The organism is Falsiroseomonas sp. HW251 (genome assembly GCF_050563545.1).
Classification (GTDB): domain Bacteria; phylum Pseudomonadota; class Alphaproteobacteria; order Acetobacterales; family Acetobacteraceae; genus Falsiroseomonas.
The window spans coordinates 25,577-51,199 of sequence record NZ_JBNXUM010000035.1 but is presented as its reverse complement, the minus strand read 5'-3'; the positions used below and the strand labels follow the sequence as shown (position 1 = coordinate 51,199).

The following is a 25,623-nucleotide window of genomic DNA, read 5'->3' as shown; positions in this document are numbered from 1 at the left end:
TTCGCCAGCGACGCCGAAATCGTGCAGGATGCGGCAACCCCAGGTGGGCAGCCGTCCCACCAGCCGGAGGAGTCGAGACCATGCGCCTGCGCACGCCTACCCTTCCCCTGATCGCCGCCTTGTCGCTGGTCGCGGTCGCGGCCTGCGCGCCGCAGAACACGGGCACCACCTTCGGCCCCGGCGGCATGAACCAGGCGGCGAGCGTGTCCTACGGCACCATCGTCGGCGCCCGTCCGGTGCAGGTGCAGGGCGGCGGCGGGGGTGTCGGGACGGTGGCGGGGGCGGTGGCCGGCGGCGTTGCCGGCAGCTTCATCGGCGGCGACTGGCGGTCCAACGCGCTGGCCGGCATCGGCGGCGCCATCCTCGGCGGCATGGCCGGCAACGCGATCGGCAGCACCGTGGGCCAGGGCCAGGCCGTCGAGTTCATCGTGCGCGAGGATCGCGGCGGCGACATCGCGGTGGTGCAGACCAACGAGCTCGGCCTGCAGCCCGGCGAGCGCGTGATGATCTCCCGCGGCGACCGTGTGCGGCTGGCGCGCGCGGCGGGCGGGCCGGTGGCCGGCGTCGGCGCGCAGCCCGGCTATGGCGTGCAGCCCGGCTATGGTGCGCAGCCCGGCTTCAGCAGCCAGCCCATGGGCGGCACGGTAAAGTAGGGACCTATTCGCTCCGCACCCTGAACCGCATCCCCCTGACCGCCCGGTCGCCGATCCCGGGCGGCAGCGCGGCCCCGAGTCGCGCGAGCCAGGCGAGCGGCCCAGGAAAGGCCAACCGACCGCGGCCAGCGCGGATGGCCGCCTCGACGCGCGCGGCGGCCTGCTCGGTCGTCAGGCGAAGCGGCTTCCAGCCGTGGAAGCGGTCGCCCATGGCGCTCTCGAAGAAGCCGGGGCAGGCGACGGTGACGCGGATGCCGCGCCGCGACTCGGCAGCACGCAACGCCTCGCCCCAGGCAATCATCCCGGCCTTGCTGGCGGAATAGGCCGGGCAATCCGGCAGCCCGCGCAGCCCGGCGAGCGAGGCGACCAGCGCGACCGATCCCGCCCCGCGCGCCCGCATCCCCGGCAGCAGCGGCCCGACCAGGTGCATCGCGCCGAGCAGGTTCACCGCCACCACCCGCGCCGCGTCCCCGGCCGATTCGGGGCTTCCGTCCGGCGCCGTCCCCGACGCGATCCCGGCATTCGCGATGGCGAGGTCGACGGGCCCGCCCGATTCGAACGCTGCCAGCGCCGCCGCCAGCGCCGCGGCGTCCGCGACGTCCAGCGCCGCGACCGAGACCGCCGCGCCGCGCGACCCGCAGCCCGCCGCGACCTCCCGCAGCGGCGCCTCCGACCGCGCGACCAGCAGCATCCGCACGCCCGGCGCCGCGAACCGGCGTGCCAGCGCGGCGCCCAGCCCGCGCGAGGCGCCGGTGACGACCAAGCCCTGGAACGTCACCGCAGGCGCCGCAGCCGGGACAGGCTGCGCCGCACGAAGCCCTCCACCGCGCGCACCCGCGACCGCCGGCCCGGCGGGAACAGCTCCGGCCGTCCCATCCGCTCCAGCAGCACCTCCGGCGGGCAGGGCAGGCCTGTCAGCGGATCGACGCAGCGGGGATAGAGGATCAGCGCCCCGGCCACGAGCTCGTCAAGGGTCAGCCGCCGCGTCCGGCGCGGGATCGGTGCGCGATCCTCGGTCAGCCCCCAGCCCGTATAGAAGGGACGGCCCCAGCAGGTCACCGGCACGCCGCGCAGCAGCGCCTCGAACCCCGTGAGCGAGGTCAGGGTGTGCACCGCGTCCACGCGCCTCAGCACCTGGTCCATCGCCGCCTTCTCCAGCACCTGGTCGGCGAGCGCGGCGAGGCGCGCCGCCGGGATGCGGCCGCGGCGGAAGCCGGCCTCGATGTCGGGATGCGGCTTGTAGACGAGGAAGGCGTCCGGCTCGGCCGCGCGGACCGCCTCCAGCAGCGCCAGATTCGACCGGATCCCGCCGCCGCCCTTCAGGACCGAGGCGTCGTCCTCCACCTGGCCGGGCACCAGGATTACGCGCCGGCCCGCGGGGGCGGCGATGTCGGGCGCCGCGCCGCCGACGTTGTATTTTGTCACGCCGCGCTCGACGACCGACCTCCGCAGCGCGGCCGCTCGCGCCAGCAGCCTTGGCGAAGCGTCAATGGTTTGCAGCAGATGCTCCAGGTCGCTTGGCTGGGCGGGGTCGTAGTAGGGCCCGCGCGTGTCGAGCGCGAAGGACGCGCCCGGCCGGAAGGCCGCGCCCAGACCGGCGGAGCGGATGAAGCCATCTTCGAGCCAGAGCAGCCCGACGCCCGCCGCCGCCGCGCGCTCGCGCAGGTCGGCCGGCGCCGAGGCGCTCCAGGCCAGCACGGCGCCGCCCCGCGCCCGGGCGGTGGCGATGGCGCGGGCGGCGTCCCAGCCGAACTCCGGCCGGGCCTCGCCCCCGAGCAGCGCGATCACGCCGGGCCGCTTGTACGGGTGGAAGCCGAGGCAGGAGGCGACCTGCCGCCCCTCCGCCGCGCGCGTCTTCCACAGCGCCATCAGCTCGACCGCGTCCTCCAGGGAACAGGGGGCGTCGCGGAAGGGATCGGCGCAGCGCGTCGCCGCCAGCAGCGCGGCCCAGGTCGCGGCGGGATCGGCGCCGGCGAGCGCCCCGGCCGTCACCCGCACCCCGGCCGCCATGGCCAGCAGCGCCATCTCCCGCGATCCGCCGCGCAGCTCCGCCGCGGCGTCCAGCAGCGTCCAGGGATCGAGCGGCCCATGAGCGCCCGGCAGCACCGGCGCCCCGCCGGCGAAGGGATCGGCGGCGAGCAGCACGGGCCTGCCCGTGGCGCGTGCCGAGTCCAGCACCGCCGCGGCCTCCGCCGCCCCTGCGGGATTGCAGGGATCGAGCACCAGGATCGCCCCGCGCGGCGCCAGCCCGAGCGCGCCGCCGCCGGGATCGGCCAGCCCCGGCGGCCCGCCGATCCGCGCCGCGACGATTCGATCGAGCAGGGCCGGCAGCCCCGGCGGCGGCGTGGCGACGCCGGCCAGGGCGGCGCCGAGCGGGTCGGGCGGCGCGCCCGTTACCAGCGCGACCGGCACCTCCCGCCCGCCGATACGCGCCGGGCGAAAGGGACCGAAGGCGAAGGGCTCCGGCGCAGCGTCGTCGGCCTCGATTGCGCGGCCGGGGAAGAAGGCCGGCAGGTGCGGCCAGGCCGCGATCGGACGGGCGGGCAGGCGAAGCGGCGCTGTCTCGGGGCGGTCCGGCACGGCGGCAGGATAGACCGGAAGCGCGCCGCCGGAACCCGGGCGGCTGCAACCACCGCGCGCGTCACGTTCCGTTTGGTCATACCGTTTTGCCTCTGGGGGGGCCTTCCGCTAGTGTCCGGCCCGATGATTCAAGACACGTGTCCGCGCGCCCGCCGACTCGCCCGGCGTGCCACGAGGGCTGGCGGCCTGGCGCTGGTCCTGGCGACCCTGCTGGCCGGCTGCAGCTCGACATCCGGCACGGATGCCGCGGCCGCCGCCACGCCGGCGGTCCCGGCCGACCCCCTCGTCGCCTTCGCGGTGCAGGCGACCCCCGGCGAGCGCAGCAGCATCCTGCTGGCTGATGGCCGTCCGGCGGTGGTGCAGATGACCCGCCGCTACTTCGCCGCGAGCGGGCGCGAATGCCGGGAGCTGATGATCGGCTCCGGCGTGGCGCAGCGCGTCCAGGTCGTCTGCGCCGCCGAGAGCGGGCAGTGGGCGCTGGCGCGGCCTCTCCTGCCGGGCGGCGGGGTGCCTCGGTGAGCGGCAGCGCCTGGTCCGGACCGGCAGGGCAGGAAAGCGGCGTCTCCCGCACGCTGCGCGGATTCCAGCTGCAGTTCCGGGTGATCCAGGCGCTTCTGCTGCGGGAGATGCAGACCCGCTTCGGGCGCAACCAGGTCGGCTTCCTCTGGCTCTTCCTCGAGCCGCTGATGCTCGCCGGCGCGATCGCGACGATCAAGTCGGTGATGGGGATGGGGAGCCATTATCCCGGCATCCCGATCTTCGTCTTCACCCTGGTCGGCTACCTCCCCTACTTCACCTTCCGCGCGATCATCTCCCGCGCGCCGGGGACGCTGCAGGCGAACATGTCGCTGCTCTACCACTCCCAGATCAAGCTGCTGGACGTGGTGCTGGCGCGGCATGCGCTGGAATTCGCGGCGGTGATCACGGTGATGGCGGTGATCGTGATCGGCGTCGCGGTCTGGGCGGACCTGCCGCCGAACAACGTGCCCATCCTGCTGGTCGGGCTGGTGCTGCTTTTCCTCTACGCGCACGGGCTCGGGCTCTGCGCCGCGGCAGCGGCGGCGGCGTCGGAGGTGGCGGAGAGGCTGATCCACCCGCTGGTCTACCTGTCGCTGCCGCTCTCCGGCGCGCTGGTCACGCTGGACAGCCTGCCGCCGAAGCTGCGCGAGATCCTGCTGTGGAACCCGCAGGCCAACATGCACGAGATGGTGCGGGAAGGCTTCTTCGGGCACCTGATGCCGACCTATTTCGACGTCGGCTACACCGCCTTCTGGGTCGCGATCGTCAACCTGATCGGGCTGGCCGCGCTCCGCGCCGTGCGCCCGCGGCTCGAGTTCTGAGGCCATGATCCTGGCCGAGGGCGTCTCCAAGTTCTACCAGGTCCGAGGCGTCGGGCGGCGCTGGATCCTGCGCGACGCGACCTTCGTCATCCGGCCAGGCGATCGGCTCGGCGTGCTCGGGCGCAACGGCGCGGGCAAGTCCACGCTGATGCGGCTGCTGAGCGGGGTCGAGTTCCCCAATGTCGGCCGGATCGAGCGCCGCATGAGCGTGTCCTGGCCGCTGGCGCACGGGATCGGCGTGCACCACGCGCTGACCGGCTCGGACAACGCCCGCTTCGTCGCGCGGATCTACGACCTCGATCCCGAAGAGCTGGTGGAGCGGGTGGACGAGTTCGCCGAGCTCGGCGACTACATGGACATGCCGATCGGGACCTACTCCGCCGGCATGATGTCGCGCCTGCTGCTCGGCCTGTCGCTGGCGATGGATTTCGAATGCTACCTCATCGACGAGGCGACCAGCGTCGGCGACCACCGCTTCATCGAGCGCACGCAGCAGCGGCTCGAGAACAAGCTGCAGGACAGCGCGCTCGTGCTGGTCTCGCACACGCCCAACCACGTCCGGACCTTCTGCCGGACGGCCGCCATCCTGCACGACGGCTTCCTGACCTTCTTCGAGGATCTCGATGAAGCTATCGCCACCTACGAGAGTCTCTGAACCGCTCGTCGCGGCGGGGCTGACGCCGACCGCCGAGCCGAGGCGCGCCATCCGGCGGCCGCCGCGCCGGCGGCTCGGCGTGTGGCAGTGGTTCCTTCTGCTCGTCGTGCTGCCCACCGTGGCGCTCGCGGGCTACTTCGTCTTCGTCGCCGCCGACGTCTACGAATCGGAGGCGCGCTTCCTCGTCCGGAACCGCAGCAGCAGCGCCGCCGGGGGCGGCTCCACCGGATCGGGCGACGCATCGGCCGGCGGGCGCATGGCCGCGCTGAGCGCGCTGACCGCCGCGCGCCCCGGGCAGGACGAGGCGCGTGCGATCATGTCCTACCTCGACAGCCCCGCCGCGCTGATCGCGCTGCGGCGCGAGGTGGACTACGTCTCGCTGTGGCGCGCGCCGGAGGCCGACTTCCTCGCCCGCCTCTGGTGGGAGCAGCCGCCGCTGGAATGGATGCTGTGGTACTTCCGCCGCCGGGTCGCGGTGGAGCAGGACGCCGACACCGGCGTGCTGAAGCTGCGCGTCCAGGCCTTCCAGGCCGCCGATGCGCGCCTGCTGGCCCAGCAGGTGCTGCGCATCTCGGAAGCGCTGGTCAACACGCTGAACGACCGCCTGACCGCCGACGCGCTGCGCGTCGCGCAGGAGGACGTGGACAAGTCCGAGCAGCGCATGGTCAACGCGCGGGAGGCGATGATCGCCTTCCGCGAGCGCGAGCAGGCCTTCGACCCGCAGGCGACCGCCGGCGCGCAGGTCGGCACCATCAGCTCGCTGCAGGCCGCGCTGGCGCAGGCGCGCACCGATTTCGCCGAACGCCGCGCCTTCATGCGGCCGGACAACCCGCAGCTGCAGGCGCTGCAGAACCGCATCTCCGCGCTGCAGGCGCAGATCAACGCCGAGCGCGAGCGTTCCACCCGCGGCGACGAGCGCCTGACCCAGCAGGTCGCGGCCTATGAGCGGCTCGACCTCGAGCGGCAGCTGGCGGAACGCCAGCTCGCCTCGGCCACCGCGACACTCGAGACGGCGCGCACCGACGCGCTGCGCCAGACCGTCTTCATCGCCCGCATCTCGGAGCCGCACATGCCCGAGACGGCGACCTACCCCAAGGCCACCTTCAACACCTTCACCGTCTTCCTCAGCCTCTCCGTGCTGTTCGGCATCGGCTGGCTGCTGGTCGTGAGCGCGCGGGAGCACGCCGCCTGATGTTTCTCTCCAAGGTTCGTTACGCCGCCGTCGCGGCGATGCTGGCGGCTGCCCTGCCGGCGGGCGCGCAGGTCCTGCCGCCCGCGCTGATGCGGCCCGGCGTGGGCTCGCCCTCCGCGCCCTCCACCACGCCGGGGAGCCTGCCGCCGGGTACGATGGGCTCGGCGCTGCCGACGATGCCGGGCCAGATGCCCGGCCAGATGACGCCCAGCGGGGTTGGCCCTGCGCCCGGCGTCGACGCGCTGCTGAACCGCAACGACCCGCTGAACATGAACCGGGTCGGCGCCGCCACCGCGGCCGAGGCCGGCGCGATCGCGGTCGGACCGCTCGGCGATCCCAACCGCATCGCCGGGCCCGCCACCGCCGTCTTCGGCGCCTCGCTCTTCACCCGCGGCGCGCCGAGCCCGACCGACGCGCCGAACCCGAACTACGTCATCCAGGTCGGCGACCGCATCTCCGTCACGCTCTGGGGCTTCGTCGAGGGCAACATCGTCGGCTCCGTGGACAATGACGGCAACATCTTCGTCCCGCAGGTCGGGCCGGTGCGCGTCGCCGGCGTGCGCGCGGGCGACATCCAGCGCATCGTCGCGGCCGAGGTCGGCAAGATCTACGCCCAGCAGGTGCAGGTCTATGCGATGGTGATGACGACCGGCCAGGTCGGCATCTTCGTCACGGGCTTCGTGCGCATGCCCGGACGCCACACCGGCACCGCCGCCGAGACCGTGCTCGACTACCTCTCCCGCGCGGGCGGCGTGGATCCCGGCCGCGGCTCATACCGCGACATCCAGGTCCGCCGCGGCGGGCAGACCATCGCGCGTATCGACCTCTACCGCTTCCTTCTGACGGGACAGCTGCCCGAGGTGCAGATGCAGCTCGGCGACACCATCATCGTGGCCGCCCAGGGCGCGGTGGTCGGCGCCGACGGCGCGGTGCGCAACAACTACCTCTTCGAGGTCTCCGGCCGCACCATGTCGGGCGGGGAGCTGATCCGCCTGGCCTCGCCGCTACCCTCCGCCACCAATGCGGTGATCCGCGGCACGCGCAACAGCCAGCCCTTCGCGCGCTATGTCAGCCTGCGGGAGCTGAACACGGTCCAGCTGCTGGACCAGGACACCGTCAGCTTCATCACCGACGCGCCGCCGCAGACCGTGCGCGTCAGCGTCGAGGGCAGCCGTATCGGGCCATCCGTGCTGATCGCCGCGCGTGACACCACGCTCTGCACGCTGCTCGACTACGTCGAGGTGGATCCGCGCCTGGCGGACACGCGCGGCGTCTTCATCCTGCGCCCCGGCCTGGCGCAGGCTCAGCAGCGCACCATCAACGAGGCGATGGACCGGCTGGAACGGCAGATGTTCCTGACGCAGTCCACCACCACCGGCGTCGCGGAGGTCCGCGCCTCGGAAGCCAACCTGGTGCTCAGCTACATCCAGCGCGCCCGCCGCGTGCAGCCCGAGGGGCGGCTGGTCGTGATGGACCGCAGCGGCCGCTGCGCCGATGTCCGCGTGCAGGACGGCGACACCATCGTCATCCCCGAGAAGCAGGAGACGGTGCTGGTCTCGGGCGAAGTGAGGGCGCCGCAGGCCGTCGTCTGGCGGCCCACGATGCGGCTCGACGATTTCGTGCGCGCCGCCGGCGGCTATGCCGAGCGCGGCGAGGGCGAGTCGCTGATGATCCGCAAGCCGAGCGGCGAGCTCGTCATCGACCCGACCGAGGCGCCGCAGCCCGGCGACGAGCTGATTGCCCTGCCGCGTCTGGATCCCAAGAACTTCCAGCTGACGCGCGACCTGTTCAACCTGATCTTCCAGAGCGCGCTGTCGGCGAGGGTGTTCTTCAATTGATAGCCTCAAGCGCCGGCGCGACCTCCGGTCGCTTGGCTTGCGCGCCGACGCGCTGGGCGCTGGCTGAACTGAAGCACTGTGCGCGCGGCCGCATTCGCGGCCGTGCATCGGCCTAGGCGGGATCGGGCCAGACGAAGCTCAGCCTCTCGAGGAAGGCGAGGCGCGACGCGACGTCGCCGGCGGCGCAGGCCATGAGCGCGACCACGCCGACGCCGATGCCGGGCGCCGGGTCACCCTCGGCCACCGTGGTCTCGATCGTCACTGCCGCCTCGGCCGCGCCTTCCGGCACCGCCAGCACCGTCACCGGCCGCGCCTCGGCCGGGACCTCCAGCGTCACGCGCGCGCCGCGTCCGACGCGCAGCACCACCTGCCGCGCCGCCGGCGCGCCGCGCAGCGCGAGGTGCAGGCGCAGCTTCCCCGACCCGTCGGGCAGCGGCAGCCGCAGCATGGCCCGGCCCGGTCGCGTCCAGCATCCCCAAGCCTCCGGCGCGCGCCATCCCCGCCCCTCCCGCAGCCGCTCCGCCCAGGCCAGCGGAAGGGAGGGCCGCGCCAGCACCGGCAGCCCCAGCGGATGCGTCACGCCGAGAGCCGGCGGCGGCGCGTCGGCGGGCGCCGGCAGCGCCTCGTGCAGGATGTCCAGCAGTTCCTGCGCCACCGCGCCCCAGTCGCGCAGCCGGAGCGCCGCGGCGATGCGCGCCTCCGCCGTCTCCCGCGCGCCGGGCTCGAAGAGGAGCCGCTCGATCGCGGCGACGAATTCGGGCTCGCTGCCCGGGGCATAGGACAGCGCGAGGCCCTGCGCGGCCTCCAGCAGGCCGGAATGCGCGGGCGCCACCAGCGCCTTGCCGGCGGCCAGCGCCTCGGTCACCGGCAGGCCCCAGCCCTCGTACGCCGCGTGGTGGATGGCGAACAGGCAGCGCGCGCGCAGCACCGCCAGCGCGCCGTCCGACACGTCGTCCAGCCACACGACACGCCCCTCCAGCGCCGGCGCGCGCCGCAGCAGCGCGATGGCGGGCTCGCCCCCGAACCCTGCGCGCCCGACCAGCAGCAGCCGCGGCAGCCGCGCCCCATCCCGACGCAGCAGCGCCAGCCAAGCGTTGAGGACGAACAGGTGGTCCTTGCGGCTCTCGATCGTCGCCACGAAGAGCACGAAGGGTTCGGCCAGCATCTCCGCGAGCCGCGGATGGTCGCCCAACGGGAGCGGCCGCGGCGCGGCGTCGGGGCGCAGCACGCGCACGGGCGGGAAGGGCAGGCCGGGCATCGCCCTGGCCGCCAGGCGCTCGATGTCGGCGCGCGTCGCCTCCGACACCGCCAGCACCAGGTCGGCCGTCGCGCCGAGCCCCGCGAACCACTGCGCGAAGCGCGCGGCCACCTCGGGCGGGCCGTGCTCCGGCACCGTCACGGGCCCGGCGTCGTGCACCAGGGCGGCGTGACGCAGCCCGCGCCCCTTCGCCTCCCGTACCGCCTGGTGATAGCCGTCGAGCTGCCAGGACGTGCCGAGGTTCACCAGCCACTCGCCCGGCTCGAAGGCCATGTCAGGCGAGGCGTCGAGCAGGGCCGCGACCTGCGACCGCGTCTCCCGCCAGGCGGGGTCCGAGGGATCGGCGCCGAGGCGCGAGAGGCCGACCAGGCGCCGGAAGGCCTCGGGCGGCATCTCGCGCCAGGCCGCGCGCTCCGGCAGGAAGACGGCGTGGCGGATCGTCGCGAATCCGGCGCGCGCGCCTTCCGCGATCTCGACCTGGATGCGCTGGATGCCGGAGGCCGCGCGATGCGTCCCGAACCAGGAAAACAGGTCGGAGACGTCGAAGACCAGGCGCAGGTCGTCGAGCAGCGATAGCCCCGGCGCCGCGGCGCCCCCCGGCGTGGCGAGCAGCCGCAGCACCTCCTGCCAGGGGGCGTCAGCCGCGGGATCGAGGTCGAGCGCGCGCCCATAGGCCGCCCGCGCCCCGGCGGCGTCGCCCGTCAGCCGCAGCGCATGGCCGAGATGGAGTTGCACGTCGGCATCGTCCGGGCGCCCGGCCTCGGCGCGCCGGTAGCTCGCCAGCGCGCCCTCGGCATCGCCGGCCTCGCGCAGGCAGTGGCCGTGCTGGACCCAGATGCCCCAGTCGTTCTGGGCCGTGCCGAGATGGGCGGCGTATAGCCGCGCGGCGTCCCGCCAGGCGCCGGCGTCGCGCGCGGCGTCGGCCTGAGCGATCAGGGTGGCGGGAGGTGAGGTGTCCATCGGCGCCAAGCCTTCTCCCCCGCTTATGGGGGGTTCGACGCCAAGGGCGTCGGACGGTGGGTGAGGGGGACGCTCAGACGCCGGGATTTCCTTCGCATCCTGCACGCCCCCCTCACCCCACCCTCTCCCCCCTTGCGGGTGGAGAGGGCCCTTTTACGCCCGCCCGTAAGTGTCCTCGAAGCGGACGATGTCGTCCTCGCCGAGATAGGCGCCGGACTGCACCTCGATCATGGTCAGCGGGATCATGCCCGGGTTCTCCATGCGGTGCACGCAGCCCAGCGGCAGGTAGACGCTCTCGTTCTCTCGCAGCAGGATGCGCTCCTTGTCGCGCTCGACGATCGCGGTGCCGCCAACCACCACCCAGTGCTCCGCGCGGTGGTGGTGCTTCTGCAGGCTGAGCTTGGCGCCGGGCCGCACCGTGATTCGCTTGACCTGGAAGCGGGTGCCGAGCGCGATCCCTTCGTAGCTGCCCCAGGGACGGTAGACCTTGCGGTGCTCGCGCGCTTCCTTCCGCTTCTCCGCCTTCAGCCGTTCCACGAGCTTCTTGACGTCCTGCGCGCGGTCGCGCCGGCAGGCGAGCACGGCGTCGTCGGTCACGACCAGCACCACGTCCTCAAGGCCCACGACCGCGGCCAGCATGCCTTCCGACCGCACCAGGCAGTTCCGCGCATCCACCAGCGCGACCGGCCCGGCCGTGGCGTTGCCCTGCGCGTCCTTCGCCGCGATGTCCCAGATCGCGTCCCAGGCCCCGACATCAGACCAGCCGGGATCGCAGGGCACGACGGCCGCGAGCCGCGTGCGCTCCATCACCGCATGATCGATTGAGATGGAGGGCGCCTGCGCAAAGCCCTCGCCGAGCCGCACGAAGCCGAGGTCCTGCGTGCCCTCCGCCACCGCGCGCCGCGCGGCGTCCAGCACGTCGGGCGCATGCGTCTTCAGCTCCGCGACCAGCGTGCCGGCGGTGGCGACGAACATGCCGCTGTTCCAGAGATGGCGCCCGCCCGCGACGAAGCGTTCAGCGGTCGCGGCGTCGGGCTTCTCCAGGAAGCGTGCGACGGCATAGGCCTTGTGGCCCACGGCCTCGATGCCGGGCAGCGCCTCGCCGGCCTCGATGTAGCCGTAGCCGGTCTCGGGGCGGGTCGGGCGGATGCCGAAGGTGGCAATGCGCCCGGCCCGCGCGGCGGCCGCGGCCGCGGACAGGGCGGCGTGGAGTTCCGCGGGGTTCGCAACGGCATGGTCGGCCGCCAGGATCCACAGCACCGCGTCCGGCGTCGCCTCGTTCAGCACGGCGGCGACCGCGATGGCGGGGGCGGAGTTGCGGCCCGCGGGCTCCAGCACGATGCGGGGCTGCCCGATCCCGATTTCGGCGAGCTGCTCGGCGACGATGAAGCGGTGGCCTTCGTTGCAGACCACCATGGGCGGCGCGAAGCCGTCGCCGCCGGCGCGCGCGGCGGTGTCCTGCAGCATGGATCGCGCCGTCGCCAGCGGCCAGAACTGCTTGGGATAGGCTTCCCGCGAGACGGGCCAGAGCCTGGTGCCCGTGCCGCCGGAGAGGATCACGGGCACAATGGGGGAAGCAGACGGCATCAACTTGTCCTGGCCGGAACGGTCGCCCTCATAAACCGCAGCACTGGGGAAAAAGAAAGGCGAAGGGGCCGCGCCGGCGGGCCGGTCGCGGTCAATCCGCCGCCAGGACCGCGCCGTGTCCCTCGACCGGCAGCCCGAGGGCAGGCGCCGCGGCCTCCGCCGGCACCGCCCGGTCCCGCCCGGCCCGCTTGGCGGCATAGAGCGCGGCGTCCGCGGCCTCGATCACCTTGCCGACCTGCTCGCCATGCTCGGGCCAGGTCGCGACGCCGATCGAGACTGTGACGGCGGGCAGGATGCTCTCGGCGCGCTCCCGCAGCGCGCGGACGGCCGCGCAGATGTCGTTGGCCCGCGCCAGCGCGTCGGTCGCAGGGCAATCCGGCAGCAGCACGATCAGCTCCTCCCCGCCGTAGCGGCAGGCGATGTCCATCCGCCGCAGCCGCGCCGTCAGCAGCGCCCCGACCTCCCGCAGCACCGCGTCGCCCACGGCGTGCCCGTGGCGGTCGTTGACCTGCTTGAAATGGTCGAGGTCGAGCATCAGCACCGAGACCGGCGCGCCGCGCCGCTCGGCATGCGCGACCAGCCGCGCCAGCGTCTCCTCCAGGAAGCGGCGGTTGTAGAGGCCCGTCAGCTCGTCCCGCAGCGCCTGGTTCCTGAGCTTCTCCCGCAGCGCGAGGTTCGCCAGCGCCAGCGACACGCCATCCGCCAGCGCCTGCGCCAGCTCGACCGTCTCCGCGGGCAGCCGGCCCGCGCCATCGTCGTAGAACTGCAGCAGGCCATAGACCTCGCCACGCGCCTGCATCGGCACGCAGAGCGCGAGCGACGCGGCGTCCCCAGCATGGTCGCAGCGCAGCGTGTCGCCGATGGCGCGCCCGTGCAGCCGGCCGCGCTTCAGCGCCCAGCAATCCGACGGCGCCAGGTGCTCCGGCAGATCAGGTGGCAGCCGCGCGTGACCCCAGAGGCCCAGGATATCCAGCCGGTCGCGCGAGTTGTTGAAGACATAGAAGGCGCCGGACAGGTCCGGCAGCAGCTCCTCCGCGGTGTGGGAGACGATGCGGCGGATGTCGTCGGGCGTGACGGAGCTCTGCAGCAGCTCGCCCATGCGGAACAGCGTGGCGACGTCCTGGCCGCGGCGGTCCATCGCCAGGCTCGCGCGTTCCGCCGCGCGCTGCCGCCGCGCCAGCATCCCCACCGCCGCCAGCAGCAGCGAGAGCATCGCGGCCGAGGAGCCGCCGATCAGCGCGAGCCCCGTCACCTGGCCGTCGCGCAGGTCGGCGTCGAGCTGCCTGACCTCCCGCTCCACCGCGCGGTCGAACTCGTCGAGCACGCGGCGCAGCCCCGCCGTCGTCGCCGCCCCGGCGCCGACGAGGGTGGAGGACGCGGCGGCGGCGGTGCCCTCGCGCTCCGCGATCGAGGCGATCTGGTCGCGCAGGCGCAGCACATGTTCCAGCGCGTCGCCCACTGGCGGCAGGCCGCGATCGGCGAGCGGCTGGGCGAGGCGCCCGGCGAGCTCGCGCCCGGCATCGGCCAGCGCATCCGCGGCGCGCTGTGCGGCGGCGCGATCCTCAGCACCGCCGGTCAGCAGCCATTGCCGCGTCGCGGCAATGGCGTCCGCCACCATCAGCGCGAGCCGCCGCCCCTCGGACGCCTGGCCATGCAGCGCGACCATCAGCGACTGCTTCTGGTTAAGGTGGCGGTTGCTGTGGAAGGCCGCCGCGCCGCCGAGGGCCGACAGCAGCACCAGCGCCCCCGCGATCAGCGCCATCCCCAGCCGACGCCGGCCCGCGATGGAGGGAAGGGGGGTGGGCGGCGCCGGCATGCGCGCTGCCCTAGACCGAAATGCTTGGCGCGGCCTTAAAGGGCACGGCGCTTGCGCGCCGCACCCGCATTCCGTGTCAGCGGAAGGCCATGTCGGTCAGCGCGCAGGTATCCACCTGCCGGCGCTCTTGCGCCTGGCCGTTCATGAAGACCACGCGCACGTCGTTGACGCACTGGCCGCCGGGCAGGCGGATCATCAGCGCCTGGCCGGGCTGCAGCACGCCGCTGCCGAGCCGATCGGCGCCCCAGCCGCTGTCGGTCGCCGAGGACACATAGACCTCGCGAATCGTGCGCCCGCCGGCATTGGACAGGCGGAAGGACGGATCGCGCGACACCGCGGCCGGTGCGCCGCCGCCGGCGGCGGCCTGCTGCTGGCGCTGGCGGGCCCAGCGCTGCTGGTCGGCGTAGCGCTGCAGCGCGTGCTCGTAATAAGTGCCGCTGAGCGAGCCCTGCGGATTGTTATAGGTCGTGCCGCCGGGCCCGTTCGGCAGCCAGTACTGGATCTGCGCGCTGGCCGGCGAGGCGGCGGCCAGCAGGCCAGTGAGCGCGATGGCAATGCGGCGCATGGCAGTCTCCTTCCCGTCGATAGGAGGGAGGCTACCCGGCCCGCGTTTCACCCCGATGTCACCAAGGACGGCGTCGGTTTCGCGCATGACATATACGGCGGCGGAAAGTTGCTACTCCTTCCCGCTGCCGGGCTTGGCCATCTTCGCGTGCTGGCGCGCGCTGACACTGGCGGGCAGCACGTCCGCCGCGGCGGTCATGATCTTGTTCTTGAGGCCATGCACGACATCGGCGTCGCCGCGCATCATGGCGTCGAAGCCGGTCTTCGCGACATCGGCGGGATCGTCCTTGCTGGACTGGCCGACCTTGGTGTCCTCCATCCCCGCGCGGTCGAAGAACTCGGTCTCCGTCGCGCTGGGCATCAGCAGCGTCACGGTGACGCCGGTGTCCCTGAGCTCCTCCCGCATCGCGACCGCGAAGCTGTCCACGAAGGCCTTGGTGCCGTTGTAGACGGCCTGGTAGGCGCCGGGCTCGTAGCCCGCGATGCTGCCCGTCACCAGTATCCTGCCGTGATGCGCCTGGCGCATCTGCCGGCCGATCTCGTGCAGCAGGGCGAGCGTGCCCGTGACGTTGGTGTCGATGACGTGCCGGACCGCCTTCCAATCCTGGTCGAGGAAGGCCTGGCCCAGCCCGTGGCCGGCATTGGCGCAGAGGATCTCGATCGGGCGCCCCTTCGCGGCCTCGACCAGCTTCTTCACGCCGTCCTCGGTCGAAAGATCGGCCTGCACGGTCTCGACTCTGGCGCCGGCGGCCGAAAGCTCCTGCTTCGCCTGGTCGAGCGGCCGGTCGGCGGCGACGAGCAAATCATGACCGGCCTGGGCACAGAGCTTCGCGAGCTCGAGCCCGATGCCGGAGGAGGCGCCGGTGACGAGGGCGAGGGGCTTGTGGCTGGCGGACATGGGCATCTCCTTGCGGGGGAGGGGGCCTAACGGGCGGGACGGCGCCGCGTTCGTTGCGCCGCGGCCCGGCCTTGGGAGGTCCCCCCAAGACAGCCGTGCAATTCCATGGGGTTCCGGTATAGAACTGCGAACCCGCTTCAGGACCAGGGAACCGCATGCCGCGCGCCATCGAGGGCCGCCAGGGCGCCGTGGGGGACCGGCTCGCCGCCGCCCAGCGCCGCTTCGCCTCGCCCGCCGTCAAGACCGCGATCAGGCGCCGCGTGCAGGAACTGCTCGCCCTGCTGCTGGTGCTGGGCGGGCTGGTCTGCATCGTGGCGCTGGCGAGCTACGACCCCGCCGACCCCTCCTGGTCCACCGCGACCTCCCGCCACACCGCGAACCTCGCCGGGCCCTGGGGCGCGCATGTCTCGGACGTGCTGCTGCAGGGCGTGGGCTATGCGGCCTGGCTGCCGGTGGCCTGCCTGATGACCTGGGCCTGGCGGCTGGCGACGCATCGGGGCCTGTCGCCCTTCGTCATCCGCCTGATCTGCCTGCTGATGGCCCTGCCGCTGACCGCGGCGTCGTTGGCGCTGCTGCCGCTGCCGGACGGCGCGCCGGCGCCGGCCGGGGCCGCGGGCGCCGCCGGGCCGCTGCTGGCGGAAGCCGTGCTCGGCCTGCTCGGCCGCGTGCTGGGGCCGGTCGGATCGGGCATCGCGCATCTCGTGCTGTTCAGCATCACGGCGCTCCTGTCCTTCGTCGCGCTGGGGCTGACGCCCGGCGAATGGCGCCGCGCCGGCAAGGCCGCGGGATCGGCCGCGCTGGTCGCGGCCTCCGGCGCCGGCCGCGCGGCATCGGCGGCGGCCGAGGGCGCGCGGCGCACCGGCCTCCTCTCCCGCATCGGACGGGGCATCGGCGGCGCGATCGCCTGGCCCTTCCGCGCCATCGCCGGCGCATTGCGGCGCGGGCGCGAGGCCGGCGTGCCGCTCGCCGACATGCTGCGCCGCGCAGACGAGGTGGCGGAGGAAGCACCCACCGGCGCCGTGCTGCGCCGGCAGGAGCCCGACTTCGCCGTCGCCCGCGCCGCCGCGCGCGAGGAAGCGGCGGCCCCGGCCCGCAAGCCCGCCGGCCCGCGCGTGGCGGAACGCGCCGCGCCGAAGCCGGCGCCGGCGGCGCGCCAAGCCACGCTCCCTCTGCATGACGGCTGGCAGTTCCCGCCGCTCGATCTGCTCACCGGGCCGCCGGTCAAGCGCGCCGCCGGCCCGTCCGAGGAGGCGCTGCAGGGCAATGCCCGCATGCTGGAGACGGTGCTGGAGGATTACGGCGTCCGCGGCCGCATCGCGGAGATCCGCCCCGGCCCCGTCGTCACGCTCTACGAGCTGGAGCCCGCACCGGGCACCAAGTCGGCGCGCGTCATCGGCCTCGCCGACGACATCGCGCGGTCCATGTCGGTCACCGCGGTGCGCATCGCGACCGTCCCGGGGCGCAACGTCATCGGCATCGAGCTGCCGAATGCCCGGCGCGAGACCGTGCTGCTGTCCGAGCTCTTCACCTCCGAGGACTGGGCGCGGCATCCCGGCCGGCTGAACCTCGCGCTCGGCAAGGACATCGGCGGTGCCTCGGTCATCGCCGACCTCGCGCGCATGCCGCATCTGCTGATCGCGGGCACCACGGGTTCGGGCAAGTCGGTCGCGATCAACACGATGATCCTGTCGCTGCTCTATCGCCTGAGCCCCGACGAGTGCCGTTTCATCATGATCGACCCGAAGATGCTGGAGCTGTCGGTCTATGACCGCATCCCGCATCTGCTGGCGCCGGTCGTCACCGACCCGCGCAAGGCGATCGGCGCGCTGAAGTGGACGGTGCGGGAGATGGAGCGCCGCTACAAGGCGATGAGCCAGCTCGGCGTGCGCAATATCGCGGGCTACAACGACAAGGTCGCCGCCGCCCGCCAGCGTGGCGAGGTGATGACGCGCCGCGTCCAGGTCGGCTTCGACCCCGAGACGAACAAGCCTCTGTTCGAGGACCAGCCGCTGGCGCTGGAGCCGCTGCCGATGATCGTCGTCGTCATCGACGAGATGGCCGACCTGATGATCGTCGCCGGCAAGGAGATCGAGGCGGCGGTGCAGCGGCTCGCGCAGATGGCGCGCGCGGCGGGCATCCACGTCATCATGGCGACGCAGCGGCCCTCGGTGGACGTCATCACCGGCACGATCAAGGCGAACTTCCCGACGCGGATTTCCTTCCAGGTCACGTCGAAGATCGACAGCCGCACGATCCTGGGCGAGCAGGGCGCGGAGCAGCTCCTGGGCCAGGGCGACATGCTGCACATGGCCGGCGGCGGCCGCATCAGCCGCGTGCACGGCCCCTTCGTGACCGACCAGGAGGTCGAGCACATCGTCGAGTTCCTGCGCGCCCAGGGCGAGCCGAGCTACGTGGACGAGGTGACGGAGGTCGAGGACGAGGACGGCGACATCGGCGCCGCGGCGGGGATGCTCGGCGGCAACACGGATGGCGAGGGCTCGCTGTATGACCGCGCCGTGGACGTCGTGACGCGCGAGGGCAAGGCGAGCACGAGCTTCATCCAGCGCCACCTCGGCATCGGCTACAACAAGGCCGCGAAGCTGATCGAGCAAATGGAGAAGGAAGGCGTGGTGAGCCCCGCCAACCACGTCGGCAAGCGCGAGGTCCTGGCGCCGGGGCCGCGGGACAGGGATTGATGTGGCGCTGCTCGCGGGCGCCCTCGCCTTCGTGCTGACGCTCGGCGGCGCGGGGGCGATGCTCTACGCGCTGCAGGACCGGCTGATCTACTTCCCCGACGTCACGCCGCCGCCGCCGCCAGCCCTGCTCGGCCTGAACGAGATCAGGGAGACTCGGCTTCGCACCGCGGACGGCCTGTCGCTCCTCGCCTGGTCGCTGCCGGCGGCGACGGACCGCGCGCCGGTGATCCTCTATCTCCATGGCAATGGCGGCCACGTCGCCTACCGCGCGGAGCGCGCGCGGTATTTCGCGCGGCAGGGCTGGGGCGCGCTCTTCGTGGAGTGGCGGGGCTATGGCGGCAACCCGGGCTCGCCGTCCGAGGACGGGCTGACCGAGGACGCGCGCGCGGGCCTGGCTTCGTTGCGCGCGGCCGGCATCGCGCCGTCGCGCATCGTGCTGTGGGGCGAGTCGCTTGGCACCGGCATCGCGATCCGGCTGGCGGCGGAACAGCCCGACGCGGTGGCCGCGGTCGTGCTGGAAAGCCCCTACACCAGCCTGCTCGACCTGGCGCACCGGCACTATCCGCTGCTGCCCGCGACGCTGCTGCTGCGTGACCGCTACGACAGCCTGTCGCGCATCCCCGCGGTACGCGCGCCGATCCTGATCCTGCACGGGGCGCGCGACGGGCTGGTGCCGGTGGAGATGGCGCATCGCCTGAAGGCCGCCGCGACCGCGCCCGTCGAACTTCACGAGCTGCCGAACGCCGGCCATGACGACATCGCAACCTGGGGCGGGCTGGACGCCGCGGCCGCCTTTGTCGGGGAACGCTTGCGCTGACGTCTCGAGTATGAGAGGTATTCTCTCATGCGAGAGGATGTCGAGCCCGACGTCATGGGCCGCCGCCTGGCGGAACGCCTGGCCGCGCTGCGGGTCGGGCATGCGATGTCGCTCGACGACCTCGCCGCCGCAACGGGGATCAGCCGTGCCACGCTCTCGCGCATCGAACGCGCCGAGGTCAGCCCGACCGCGGTGCAGCTCAACCGTCTCTGCGCCGCGCATGGCTGGACGCTGTCGCGGCTGATGGCGGCCGCCGAGGGCGAGGCGCCGGCCCTGGTGCGCGCCGCCGACCAGCGATTCTGGACCGATCCCAGCAACGGCTTCCGCCGCCGCGCGGCGTCGCCGCCCGGGCCGGGGCTGCGCGTCGAGATCGTGGAGGCCGAGCTGCCCGCCGGCGTCGCCATCGACTACGACACGCCGCCCGTGCCGGGGATGGAACAGCATGTGCTGGTGTTGTCGGGCGCGCTGGAATTCGGCGACGCCGGCCAGAGCTTCGCGCTGCGCGCCGGCGACTGCGCGCGCGTGAAGCTGCGCGGCCCGACGCGTTTCCGCAACGCCGGACGCGGGCCGGCCCGCTACGTCGTCGCGATCTGCCCCCCGTGAGGACACCGATGGTCATCGAGGAACTCGACAGCGACGGCGCCGAGCGACAGCTCGCGACGCTCGCCGCCATCATGCGCGCCTGCGTCGAGGGCGGCGCGAGCGTCAACTTCATCCTGCCCTTCAGCCAGGCCGACAGCGAGGCCTGGTGGCGGTTCAACGTGCTCGGCCCCATGAAGGACGGCGAGAAGCGGCTGCTGGTCGCGCGGGTGGACGGCGCGATCCGCGGCAGCGTGCAACTCGTGTATGCCGGCCAGCCGAACCAGGCGCACCGCGCGGATGTCGCGAAGCTGCTGGTGGATCCCTCCGCGCGGCGGCTGGGCATCGCGCGCGCGTTGATGACGCGGGTGGAGGCGGTGGCGCGCGACGCCGGCAGGCGGCTGCTGACGCTGGACACGGTGGAGCAGAGCGCGGCGTACCACCTGTATCGCGCGCTGGGCTGGCAATTGCTCGGCGTGGTGCCGCGGTTTGCGCTCTCGCCGGATCACGCGAAGCTGGAGGGGTCGGCCTTCTTCTGGAAGGAAGTGGGGTAGGGCGAGCAGGAGAAACCTCTCCACCCGCAGGGGGGAGAGGGCTTACGCAGCCCGCTACCTCAACCCGCGAAAGAACGTCGCAATCTCGCCGGTCAGCGCGGCCGGCTGCTCGAGTGCCGCGAAATGCCCCCCGCGCTCCATCACCGTCCAGCGGCGGATGTCGGTATAGGTCTTCTCCGCGATGCTGCGCGGCGGCCGCCGGATCTCCTTCGGAAAGGCCGCATAGCCCATCGGCACGTCCACCGTCCGCCCGTCCGGGATCGGCCAGGCGCCGTGCAGCCGCGCGTAGTACGGCCAGAAGCTCGCGCCGATGCAGCCGGTGAACCAGTAGAGCGAGATGTTAGCCAGCATTCGGTCGCGATCCACCGCGCTCTCGATGCTGCCGTCATTGTCGGTCCAGGCGCGGAACTTCTCGACGATCCAGGCGGCCATCCCCGCGGGGCTGTCGTTCAGCGCGAAGGACAGCGTCTGCGGCCGCGTGCCCTGGATCCACTGATAGCCCGTCTCCTCCCTCATCCAGGCCGCGACCTCGGCCAGATAGCGCCGCTCCTCCTCCGTCGGGTTCGACGGCGGCGGCAGGTCGGGCCGGATCGAGAGCATGTTGAGGTGGATGCCGATCAGCTTCTCGGCATGCCGCACGCCGAGGCAGGACGCCGTGAACCCGCCCCAGTCGCCGCCCTGCGCGGCGAAACGCGGATAGCCCAGCACCTCCGTCATCAGCTCGGCCAGGCAGTCCGCGATATCCTCGATCGCGAAGCGCCTCTGGCCCGGCGCGAAGGACAGGCCGTAGCCCGGCAGCGACGGCGCGATCACGGTGAATGCGTCCGCGGGATCGCCGCCGAAGGATGCGGGATCGGTCAGGCGTGGGATGATGTCGAGGAACTCGAACACCGATCCCGGCCAGCCATGCATCAGCAGCAGCGGCAGGGGCTTCGGGCCCTTGCCCGGCACGAAGAGGAAATGCAGGTCGATGTCGTGCAGGGGCGCGCGATACTGCGGGAAGGCGTTCAACGCGGCTTCCTGCACGCGCCAGTCGAAACCATCGCGCCAATGCGCGACCAGCCCCGACAGGTAGTCCACGCTGGTGCCGTAGGCCCAGGGGTCGCCGGGCGCCTGGTCGGGCAGCCGCGTGCGGGCAAGCCTCTCCCGCAGGTCGGCAATCGCGTCGTCGGGAATGTGCAGCCTGAAGGGCGTCATGGCGCCCCAGCCTACACCGCGCCGCCATCCACCACGAAGTACTGCGCCGTGACCATCGCGCTGTCGTCAGCGGCAAGCCACAGCACCATCCGCGCCAGGTCCGGCGGCATCACCTTGCGGTGCAGGCACTGGCCTTCCAGCGTGCGCGCCACGGATTCCGGCGTGGCCCAGAGATGCTCCTGCCGCTCCGTGAAGACCCAGCCCGGCACGACCTCGTTGCAGCGGATGCCGTCGCCGCCGAGGTCGCGCGCCAGGCCGCGCGTCATGCCGCGGATCGCCGCCTTCGCCGTGGTGTAGGCCGGCATGCCGCCCTGCGCCTTCATCCAGCTCACGCTGCCCATGTTGACGATGGACCCTGCCTTGGCCGCGCGCATGTCGGGTGCCACGGCCTGCGCGGCGAAGAAGAAGTGGCGGAGATTGGTGTGCATCCGCTCGTCCCAGTACTCGGGCTCGACGGTCTCCATGGGGTGACGGTCGTCGCGCGCGGCGTTGTTCACCAGCACGTTCACCGGGCCGAGTTGCGCCTTGACCTGCGCGATCGCGGCCCGCAACGCCGCGATGTCCCGGAGGTCGCAAAACCGGAACAGCGAGCCAGTGGCCTCCGCGACCTTCGCGCCGTGTTCCCGGTCGAAGTCGAGGAAGGCGACGCGGCTGCCTTGCCGCGCGAACTGCGCGACCATCTCGGCGCCGATGCCGGACGCGCCGCCTGTGATCAGCACGACCTTGCCCTTCAGGCTGGGGTAGATGGCGTAGGTGTCGTCGGGCATGGGTGCGATTCTCCTCCCGTCGTGAACGCGGCGTCGCGGGCGTGTTTCCCGGGATCAAGCCGGAAACAGCGGCTGCGGATCGAGCCAGGTTTGGTACCAGGACAGCGAGAAATGCAGGTGAGGCCCCGTCACGCGTCCCGTCGCGCCGGACTGCGCGATGACCTGCCCGCGGCTCACGATGTCGCCGACATTGACCATGCGCGCCGACAGATGCGCGTAGAGCGAGTTCACGCCGTGGCCGTGGTCCACCACGATCAGGTTGCCGAAGAAGAACTGCTCGGCCGAGAGCGTGACGCGGCCCGACAGTACGCAGGCCAGCGGCGTGCCCGTGGGCACCGCAATGTCGAAGCCGTAATGGGGCTGGCGCGGCTGGCCGTTAAGCACGCGCTGGCTGCCGAAGACGCCACTGATCCGCCCGCGCGCCGGCCAGGCCAGCGTCTCCGTGAAGCCCGTCAGGTCGCTATCGGTCGCGCGCGCGGCGGCCAGGGTCTCGCGTTCCGCCATGATCCGGCGCAGCGCGGCCTCGTCTGGCGTGACCTGGGCGGGCGGCAGGCCCGTGATGTTCTGAACGTCCCATTGCCGCTTGCGGACCTGGATCGTGCGGGTCTGCGCGCGGCCGCTCGGCGGCGTCACAACCAGCGTCGCCGTCGCAGGGGCATCGCGACCGAAGCCGAAGCAGAAATCGCCGGCGGGGCTGACGCGCACCGCGCGGCCGTCCAGCGTCATGCGCGTGCCGGGATCGGTGCGCCCGACGACCAGCGCGCCCTGCGCCGGCGAGCCCCGCCATTCCTCCGCGCCCGCGCCGCGCGCCAGCAGCAGAGCAGGCGAGGCCAGCAGGTTGCGCCGCCCGATCACAGCAGCGAGCCCTGAGCCATGGCGGGCTTCGCCTTGCGCTTCGCGGACTCTCCGTCCGCCGTCGCCGCGACCTGGCCGTCGGCGAAGGCGATGGTGAGCTTCGCGCCTGGCGCAACATCGGCCGCGCGGGTCAGCGGCTCCCCCGCGGCGTCGCGGACCAGCGCGAAGCCGCGCGACAGGATCGCGTTGTAGGAAAGTGCCTCGAGCTGCCGCGACAGCCCGTCCAGCCTGGTCCGTTTCTCGCGCATCAGCGCCAGCACCGGGGAGGCCGAGAAGGCCGCCAGCGCCCGTGCGCCCTGCGCGCGCTGCAGGCGTCGCGCGAAGGCCGCCGAGCGCCTGCCGTCCAGCAGCTCCACCGCATGGCGCTTCGCCGCGATGGCGGTCCGGGGATGCGGGACGGACAACGGCGCCAGCGCCTCGCGCTTCGCGCGGACGAAGGCGCGCAGCGCGTCGGGCAGGTTCTCCCCGGCCTCGTCCAGGCGGCGACGATAGTCCATCACCCGCGCCGGGATGTCGGGCAGGCGCTTCTCCAGCCGCAGCAGCGCGGTGTGGCGCGCGTTGACCTCGCGCACCGCCGCGCCGCGCAGCCGCGCGGCGGTCTGCTCCAGCCCGGCCAGCAGCTCGGCCCGCGCCGGCACGGCGAGCTCGGCGGCCGCGGTCGGCGTCGGCGCGCGGCGGTCGGAGGCGAAGTCGATCAGCGTGGTGTCGGTCTCATGCCCCACCGCCGAGATCAGCGGGATGGGACAGGCGGCGGCGGCGCGGACCACGACCTCCTCGTTGAAGGCCATGAGGTCCTCCAGGCTGCCGCCGCCGCGCGCGACGATCAGCACGTCGGGGCGCGGGATCGGCCCGCCCGGCTTCAGCGCCCCGAAGCCGGCGATGGCGGCGGCGATCCTTTCCGCCGCGCCCAGCCCCTGCACCGGCACGGGCCACAGGATGATCCGGCGCGGGAATCGCCGCGCGATCGTCGTCTTGATGTCCTGGATGACCGCGCCGGCCTCGCTGGTCACCACGCCGACGACGATCGGCAGCCGCGGCAGGTCGCGCTTGCGCTCGAACAGGCCTTCCGCCGCCAGCTTAGCCTTCAGCTTCTCGATCCGCGCGAGCAGAGCGCCTTCGCCCGCATATTCCAGTCGGTCGATGACCAGCTGGTACTTCGACCGGTCGGCATAGGTGGTGATGCGGCCCGTCGCGATGACCTCGACGCCGTTCTCCGGCTGCACCGACAGCCGCGGCACGCTGGTCTTCCAGACCACCGATTCCAGCTTCGCGTTCTCGTCCTTGAGAGAGAGGTAGATGTGGCCGGAGGGGTAGCGCTTGCACTCCGTGATCTCGCCGCGGACGCGGATGCGGCCGAAGGCGGTCTCGAGCGTCTTGCGCACGGCGCCGGAGATCTCGCCGACGCTGAATTCCGGAACATTCGTCGCGCCGTCAGGCGCGCGGGATCCGGGTCCGGGCGGAGTCGTGTCCATCGCCCCACCCTATGCTAGGACCCGGCCGCGCGGAACCTTCCGCGCGGTCACGGGGGCATGGGATGCGGGTCCTGGTGGTGGGCGGCGGCGGCCGCGAGCATGCGCTGTGCTGGGCGCTGGCGGGCTCGCCGCTTCTCACGAAGCTGTGGTGCGCGCCGGGGAATCCGGGCATCGCGGAAGTCGCGGAATGCGTGCTGGTGTCCGCGACGGACATCCCGCGGCTGCTGGACTTCGCGGAGGCGGAACGGGTTGACCTGGTGGTCGCCGGGCCGGAGGCGCCGCTGACCCTCGGCCTGGCGGATGCCTGCGCCGCCGCCGGCATCCGCTGCTTCGGCCCGACCGCCGCGGCCGCGACGCTCGAAGGCAGCAAGGCCTTCACGCGGGAAGTCGCCGACGCCGCCGGCGTCCCCGGCGCGCACTGGCGACGCTTCGACGAGCCCGCTGCCGCGAAGGCCTACATCCGCGCCCAGGGCGCGCCCATCGTGGTCAAGGCCGATGGTCTCGCCGCCGGCAAGGGCGTCGTCGTCGCTGCGACCGTCGCCGAGGCCGAGGAAGCGGTCGCCGAGATCATGGAATCCCGCATCCATGGCGCGGCCGGCGCGACGGTGCTGATCGAGGAATGCCTCCTCGGCGAGGAGATCTCCTTCTTCGCGCTCTGCGACGGCACCACGGCGCTGCCCATGGCCGCCGCGCAGGACCACAAGCGCGTCGGCGACGGCGACGTGGGACCCAACACCGGCGGCATGGGCGCCTATTCCCCGCCGCCTGCCTTCACCGACGCGCTGCGCGACGAGGTGATGGCGACCATCGTGCAGCCCACGTTGGACGAGATGACGCGCCGCGGCACGCCCTTCCGCGGCGTGCTCTTTGCCGGGCTGATGCTGACCGCAAGCGGCCCGAAGCTCATCGAGTTCAACGTCCGGTTCGGCGATCCCGAATGCCAGGTGCTGATGATGCGCCTGCGCTCCGACCTGCTCGCCGCGCTGCTCGCGGCCTGCGACGGCGCGCTGACGAATTTCGACCTCCGCTGGGAGAACGACCCCGCGATGGTCGTCGTCATGGCCGCCGAGGGCTATCCCGGCACGCCGCGCAAAGGCACGGAGATCCGCGGCCTGGAAGCTGCCGCCCGGATCCCCGGCGCGCAGGTCTTCCACGCCGGCACCGCGCTGCGGGCCGACGGCGCGCTGGTCGCCGATGGCGGCCGCGTGCTCGGCATCGCGGCGACGGGGAAGACGCTTCGCGACGCGCGCGATGCGGCCTACGCCGCGGTGGATGCGGTAGACTGGCCGGGCGGCTTCTGCCGGCGCGACATCGGCTGGCGGGCACTGAAGGGTTAAGGGTTTCG

Annotated in this window: 22 protein-coding genes; 11 read left to right on the top strand and 11 right to left on the bottom strand. The window is 73.0% G+C overall.

Translation table 11 applies throughout. The annotated features are described in order from the left end of the window. Positions 1-80 precede the first annotated feature (80 nt). Positions 81-653 carry a glycine zipper 2TM domain-containing protein gene (locus tag ACLF3M_RS29685; RefSeq protein ID WP_430660624.1) on the top strand — a complete coding sequence of 191 codons (573 nt, stop codon included), beginning with the start codon at positions 81-83 and terminating at the stop codon, positions 651-653. A gap of 4 nt (positions 654-657) precedes the next feature. On the opposite strand, the gene ACLF3M_RS29680 is transcribed toward ACLF3M_RS29685, so the two are convergent. Beyond that, the gene (locus ACLF3M_RS29680; RefSeq protein ID WP_430660623.1) at positions 658-1,431 is read right to left on the bottom strand and encodes an SDR family NAD(P)-dependent oxidoreductase; all 774 of its coding nucleotides are present in this window, start codon (positions 1,429-1,431) and stop codon (positions 658-660) included. Next, entirely contained in the window at positions 1,428-3,233 is a 1,806-nt protein-coding gene (locus ACLF3M_RS29675; protein ID WP_430660622.1) for a hypothetical protein, read from the bottom strand. Before ACLF3M_RS29675 ends, ACLF3M_RS29680 begins: the two co-directional genes overlap by 4 nt. 123 nt (positions 3,234-3,356) lie before the next feature. Between ACLF3M_RS29675 and ACLF3M_RS29670 the strand changes: the two genes are divergently transcribed. Genes ACLF3M_RS29670 through ACLF3M_RS29650 form a run of 5 tightly spaced genes read left to right on the top strand, consistent with a single transcriptional unit; the run spans position 3,357 to position 8,258 of the window. Continuing rightward, positions 3,357-3,752, top strand: a complete 396-nt coding sequence (locus ACLF3M_RS29670; RefSeq protein WP_430660621.1) for a DVU3141 family protein — start codon at positions 3,357-3,359, stop codon at positions 3,750-3,752. Beyond that, a complete protein-coding gene (locus ACLF3M_RS29665; protein ID WP_430660620.1) occupies positions 3,749-4,573 on the top strand; it encodes an ABC transporter permease in 825 nt (274 codons plus the stop codon). Before ACLF3M_RS29670 ends, ACLF3M_RS29665 begins: the two co-directional genes overlap by 4 nt. A 4-nt stretch (positions 4,574-4,577) precedes the next feature. Next, positions 4,578-5,228, top strand: coding sequence for an ABC transporter ATP-binding protein (locus ACLF3M_RS29660; protein WP_430660619.1), 651 nt, complete (start codon positions 4,578-4,580; stop codon positions 5,226-5,228). Then, positions 5,197-6,420: a capsule biosynthesis protein gene (locus tag ACLF3M_RS29655; protein WP_430660618.1), complete on the top strand. Its 1,224-nt coding sequence runs from the start codon at positions 5,197-5,199 to the stop codon at positions 6,418-6,420. The genes ACLF3M_RS29660 and ACLF3M_RS29655 overlap by 32 nt, the downstream gene beginning before the upstream one ends. Continuing rightward, on the top strand, positions 6,420-8,258 hold the full coding sequence (locus ACLF3M_RS29650; RefSeq protein ID WP_430660617.1) for a polysaccharide biosynthesis/export family protein: 1,839 nt from the start codon (positions 6,420-6,422) through the stop codon (positions 8,256-8,258). Before ACLF3M_RS29655 ends, ACLF3M_RS29650 begins: the two co-directional genes overlap by 1 nt. A 112-nt stretch (positions 8,259-8,370) precedes the next feature. On the opposite strand, the gene ACLF3M_RS29645 is transcribed toward ACLF3M_RS29650, so the two are convergent. From ACLF3M_RS29645 to ACLF3M_RS29625, 5 genes are all read right to left on the bottom strand, one after another. Continuing rightward, a complete protein-coding gene (locus ACLF3M_RS29645; protein ID WP_430660616.1) occupies positions 8,371-10,476 on the bottom strand; it encodes a glycosyltransferase in 2,106 nt (701 codons plus the stop codon). 153 nt (positions 10,477-10,629) lie between these two features. Then, positions 10,630-12,063, bottom strand: a complete 1,434-nt coding sequence (locus tag ACLF3M_RS29640; protein WP_430660615.1) for a mannose-1-phosphate guanylyltransferase/mannose-6-phosphate isomerase — start codon at positions 12,061-12,063, stop codon at positions 10,630-10,632. Positions 12,064-12,154: 91 nt separating this feature from the next. Then, complete coding sequence (locus tag ACLF3M_RS29635; RefSeq protein WP_430660614.1) at positions 12,155-13,879, bottom strand: GGDEF domain-containing protein; 1,725 nt, start codon at positions 13,877-13,879, stop codon at positions 12,155-12,157. A gap of 76 nt (positions 13,880-13,955) precedes the next feature. Beyond that, positions 13,956-14,444 (bottom strand): hypothetical protein, encoded by a 489-nt coding sequence (locus ACLF3M_RS29630; RefSeq protein WP_430660613.1) that lies wholly within the window; start codon positions 14,442-14,444, stop codon positions 13,956-13,958. Positions 14,445-14,555: 111 nt separating this feature from the next. After that, complete coding sequence (locus ACLF3M_RS29625) at positions 14,556-15,341, bottom strand: SDR family NAD(P)-dependent oxidoreductase (protein WP_430660612.1); 786 nt, start codon at positions 15,339-15,341, stop codon at positions 14,556-14,558. Positions 15,342-15,496: 155 nt separating this feature from the next. Between ACLF3M_RS29625 and ACLF3M_RS29620 the strand changes: the two genes are divergently transcribed. Genes ACLF3M_RS29620 through ACLF3M_RS29605 form a run of 4 tightly spaced genes read left to right on the top strand, consistent with a single transcriptional unit; the run spans position 15,497 to position 19,987 of the window. Continuing rightward, complete coding sequence (locus ACLF3M_RS29620) at positions 15,497-18,037, top strand: DNA translocase FtsK (protein WP_430660611.1); 2,541 nt, start codon at positions 15,497-15,499, stop codon at positions 18,035-18,037. Between the two features lies 1 nt (position 18,038). Beyond that, positions 18,039-18,854 carry an alpha/beta hydrolase gene (locus tag ACLF3M_RS29615; RefSeq protein ID WP_430660610.1) on the top strand — a complete coding sequence of 272 codons (816 nt, stop codon included), beginning with the start codon at positions 18,039-18,041 and terminating at the stop codon, positions 18,852-18,854. 27 nt (positions 18,855-18,881) lie between these two features. Beyond that, positions 18,882-19,457, top strand: coding sequence for a helix-turn-helix domain-containing protein (locus tag ACLF3M_RS29610; protein WP_430660609.1), 576 nt, complete (start codon positions 18,882-18,884; stop codon positions 19,455-19,457). Then, the gene (locus ACLF3M_RS29605; RefSeq protein WP_430660608.1) at positions 19,454-19,987 is read left to right on the top strand and encodes an N-acetyltransferase family protein; all 534 of its coding nucleotides are present in this window, start codon (positions 19,454-19,456) and stop codon (positions 19,985-19,987) included. Before ACLF3M_RS29610 ends, ACLF3M_RS29605 begins: the two co-directional genes overlap by 4 nt. A gap of 54 nt (positions 19,988-20,041) precedes the next feature. On the opposite strand, the gene ACLF3M_RS29600 is transcribed toward ACLF3M_RS29605, so the two are convergent. The 4 genes from ACLF3M_RS29600 to xseA are packed head-to-tail and all read right to left on the bottom strand — an operon-like array spanning position 20,042 to position 24,278. After that, positions 20,042-21,184: an epoxide hydrolase family protein gene (locus ACLF3M_RS29600; protein ID WP_430660607.1), complete on the bottom strand. Its 1,143-nt coding sequence runs from the start codon at positions 21,182-21,184 to the stop codon at positions 20,042-20,044. An 11-nt stretch (positions 21,185-21,195) separates the two neighbouring features. Further along, complete coding sequence (locus tag ACLF3M_RS29595; RefSeq protein WP_430660606.1) at positions 21,196-21,951, bottom strand: SDR family NAD(P)-dependent oxidoreductase; 756 nt, start codon at positions 21,949-21,951, stop codon at positions 21,196-21,198. 54 nt (positions 21,952-22,005) lie between these two features. Then, positions 22,006-22,806 (bottom strand): M23 family metallopeptidase, encoded by an 801-nt coding sequence (locus ACLF3M_RS29590; RefSeq protein ID WP_430660605.1) that lies wholly within the window; start codon positions 22,804-22,806, stop codon positions 22,006-22,008. Then, complete coding sequence (gene xseA, locus ACLF3M_RS29585) at positions 22,803-24,278, bottom strand: exodeoxyribonuclease VII large subunit (protein WP_430660604.1); 1,476 nt, start codon at positions 24,276-24,278, stop codon at positions 22,803-22,805. Before xseA ends, ACLF3M_RS29590 begins: the two co-directional genes overlap by 4 nt. A 62-nt stretch (positions 24,279-24,340) precedes the next feature. Here xseA and purD point away from each other — a divergent pair, with 62 nt between their 5' ends. Beyond that, a complete protein-coding gene (purD, locus tag ACLF3M_RS29580; protein ID WP_430660603.1) occupies positions 24,341-25,615 on the top strand; it encodes a phosphoribosylamine--glycine ligase in 1,275 nt (424 codons plus the stop codon). Positions 25,616-25,623 lie beyond the last annotated feature (8 nt).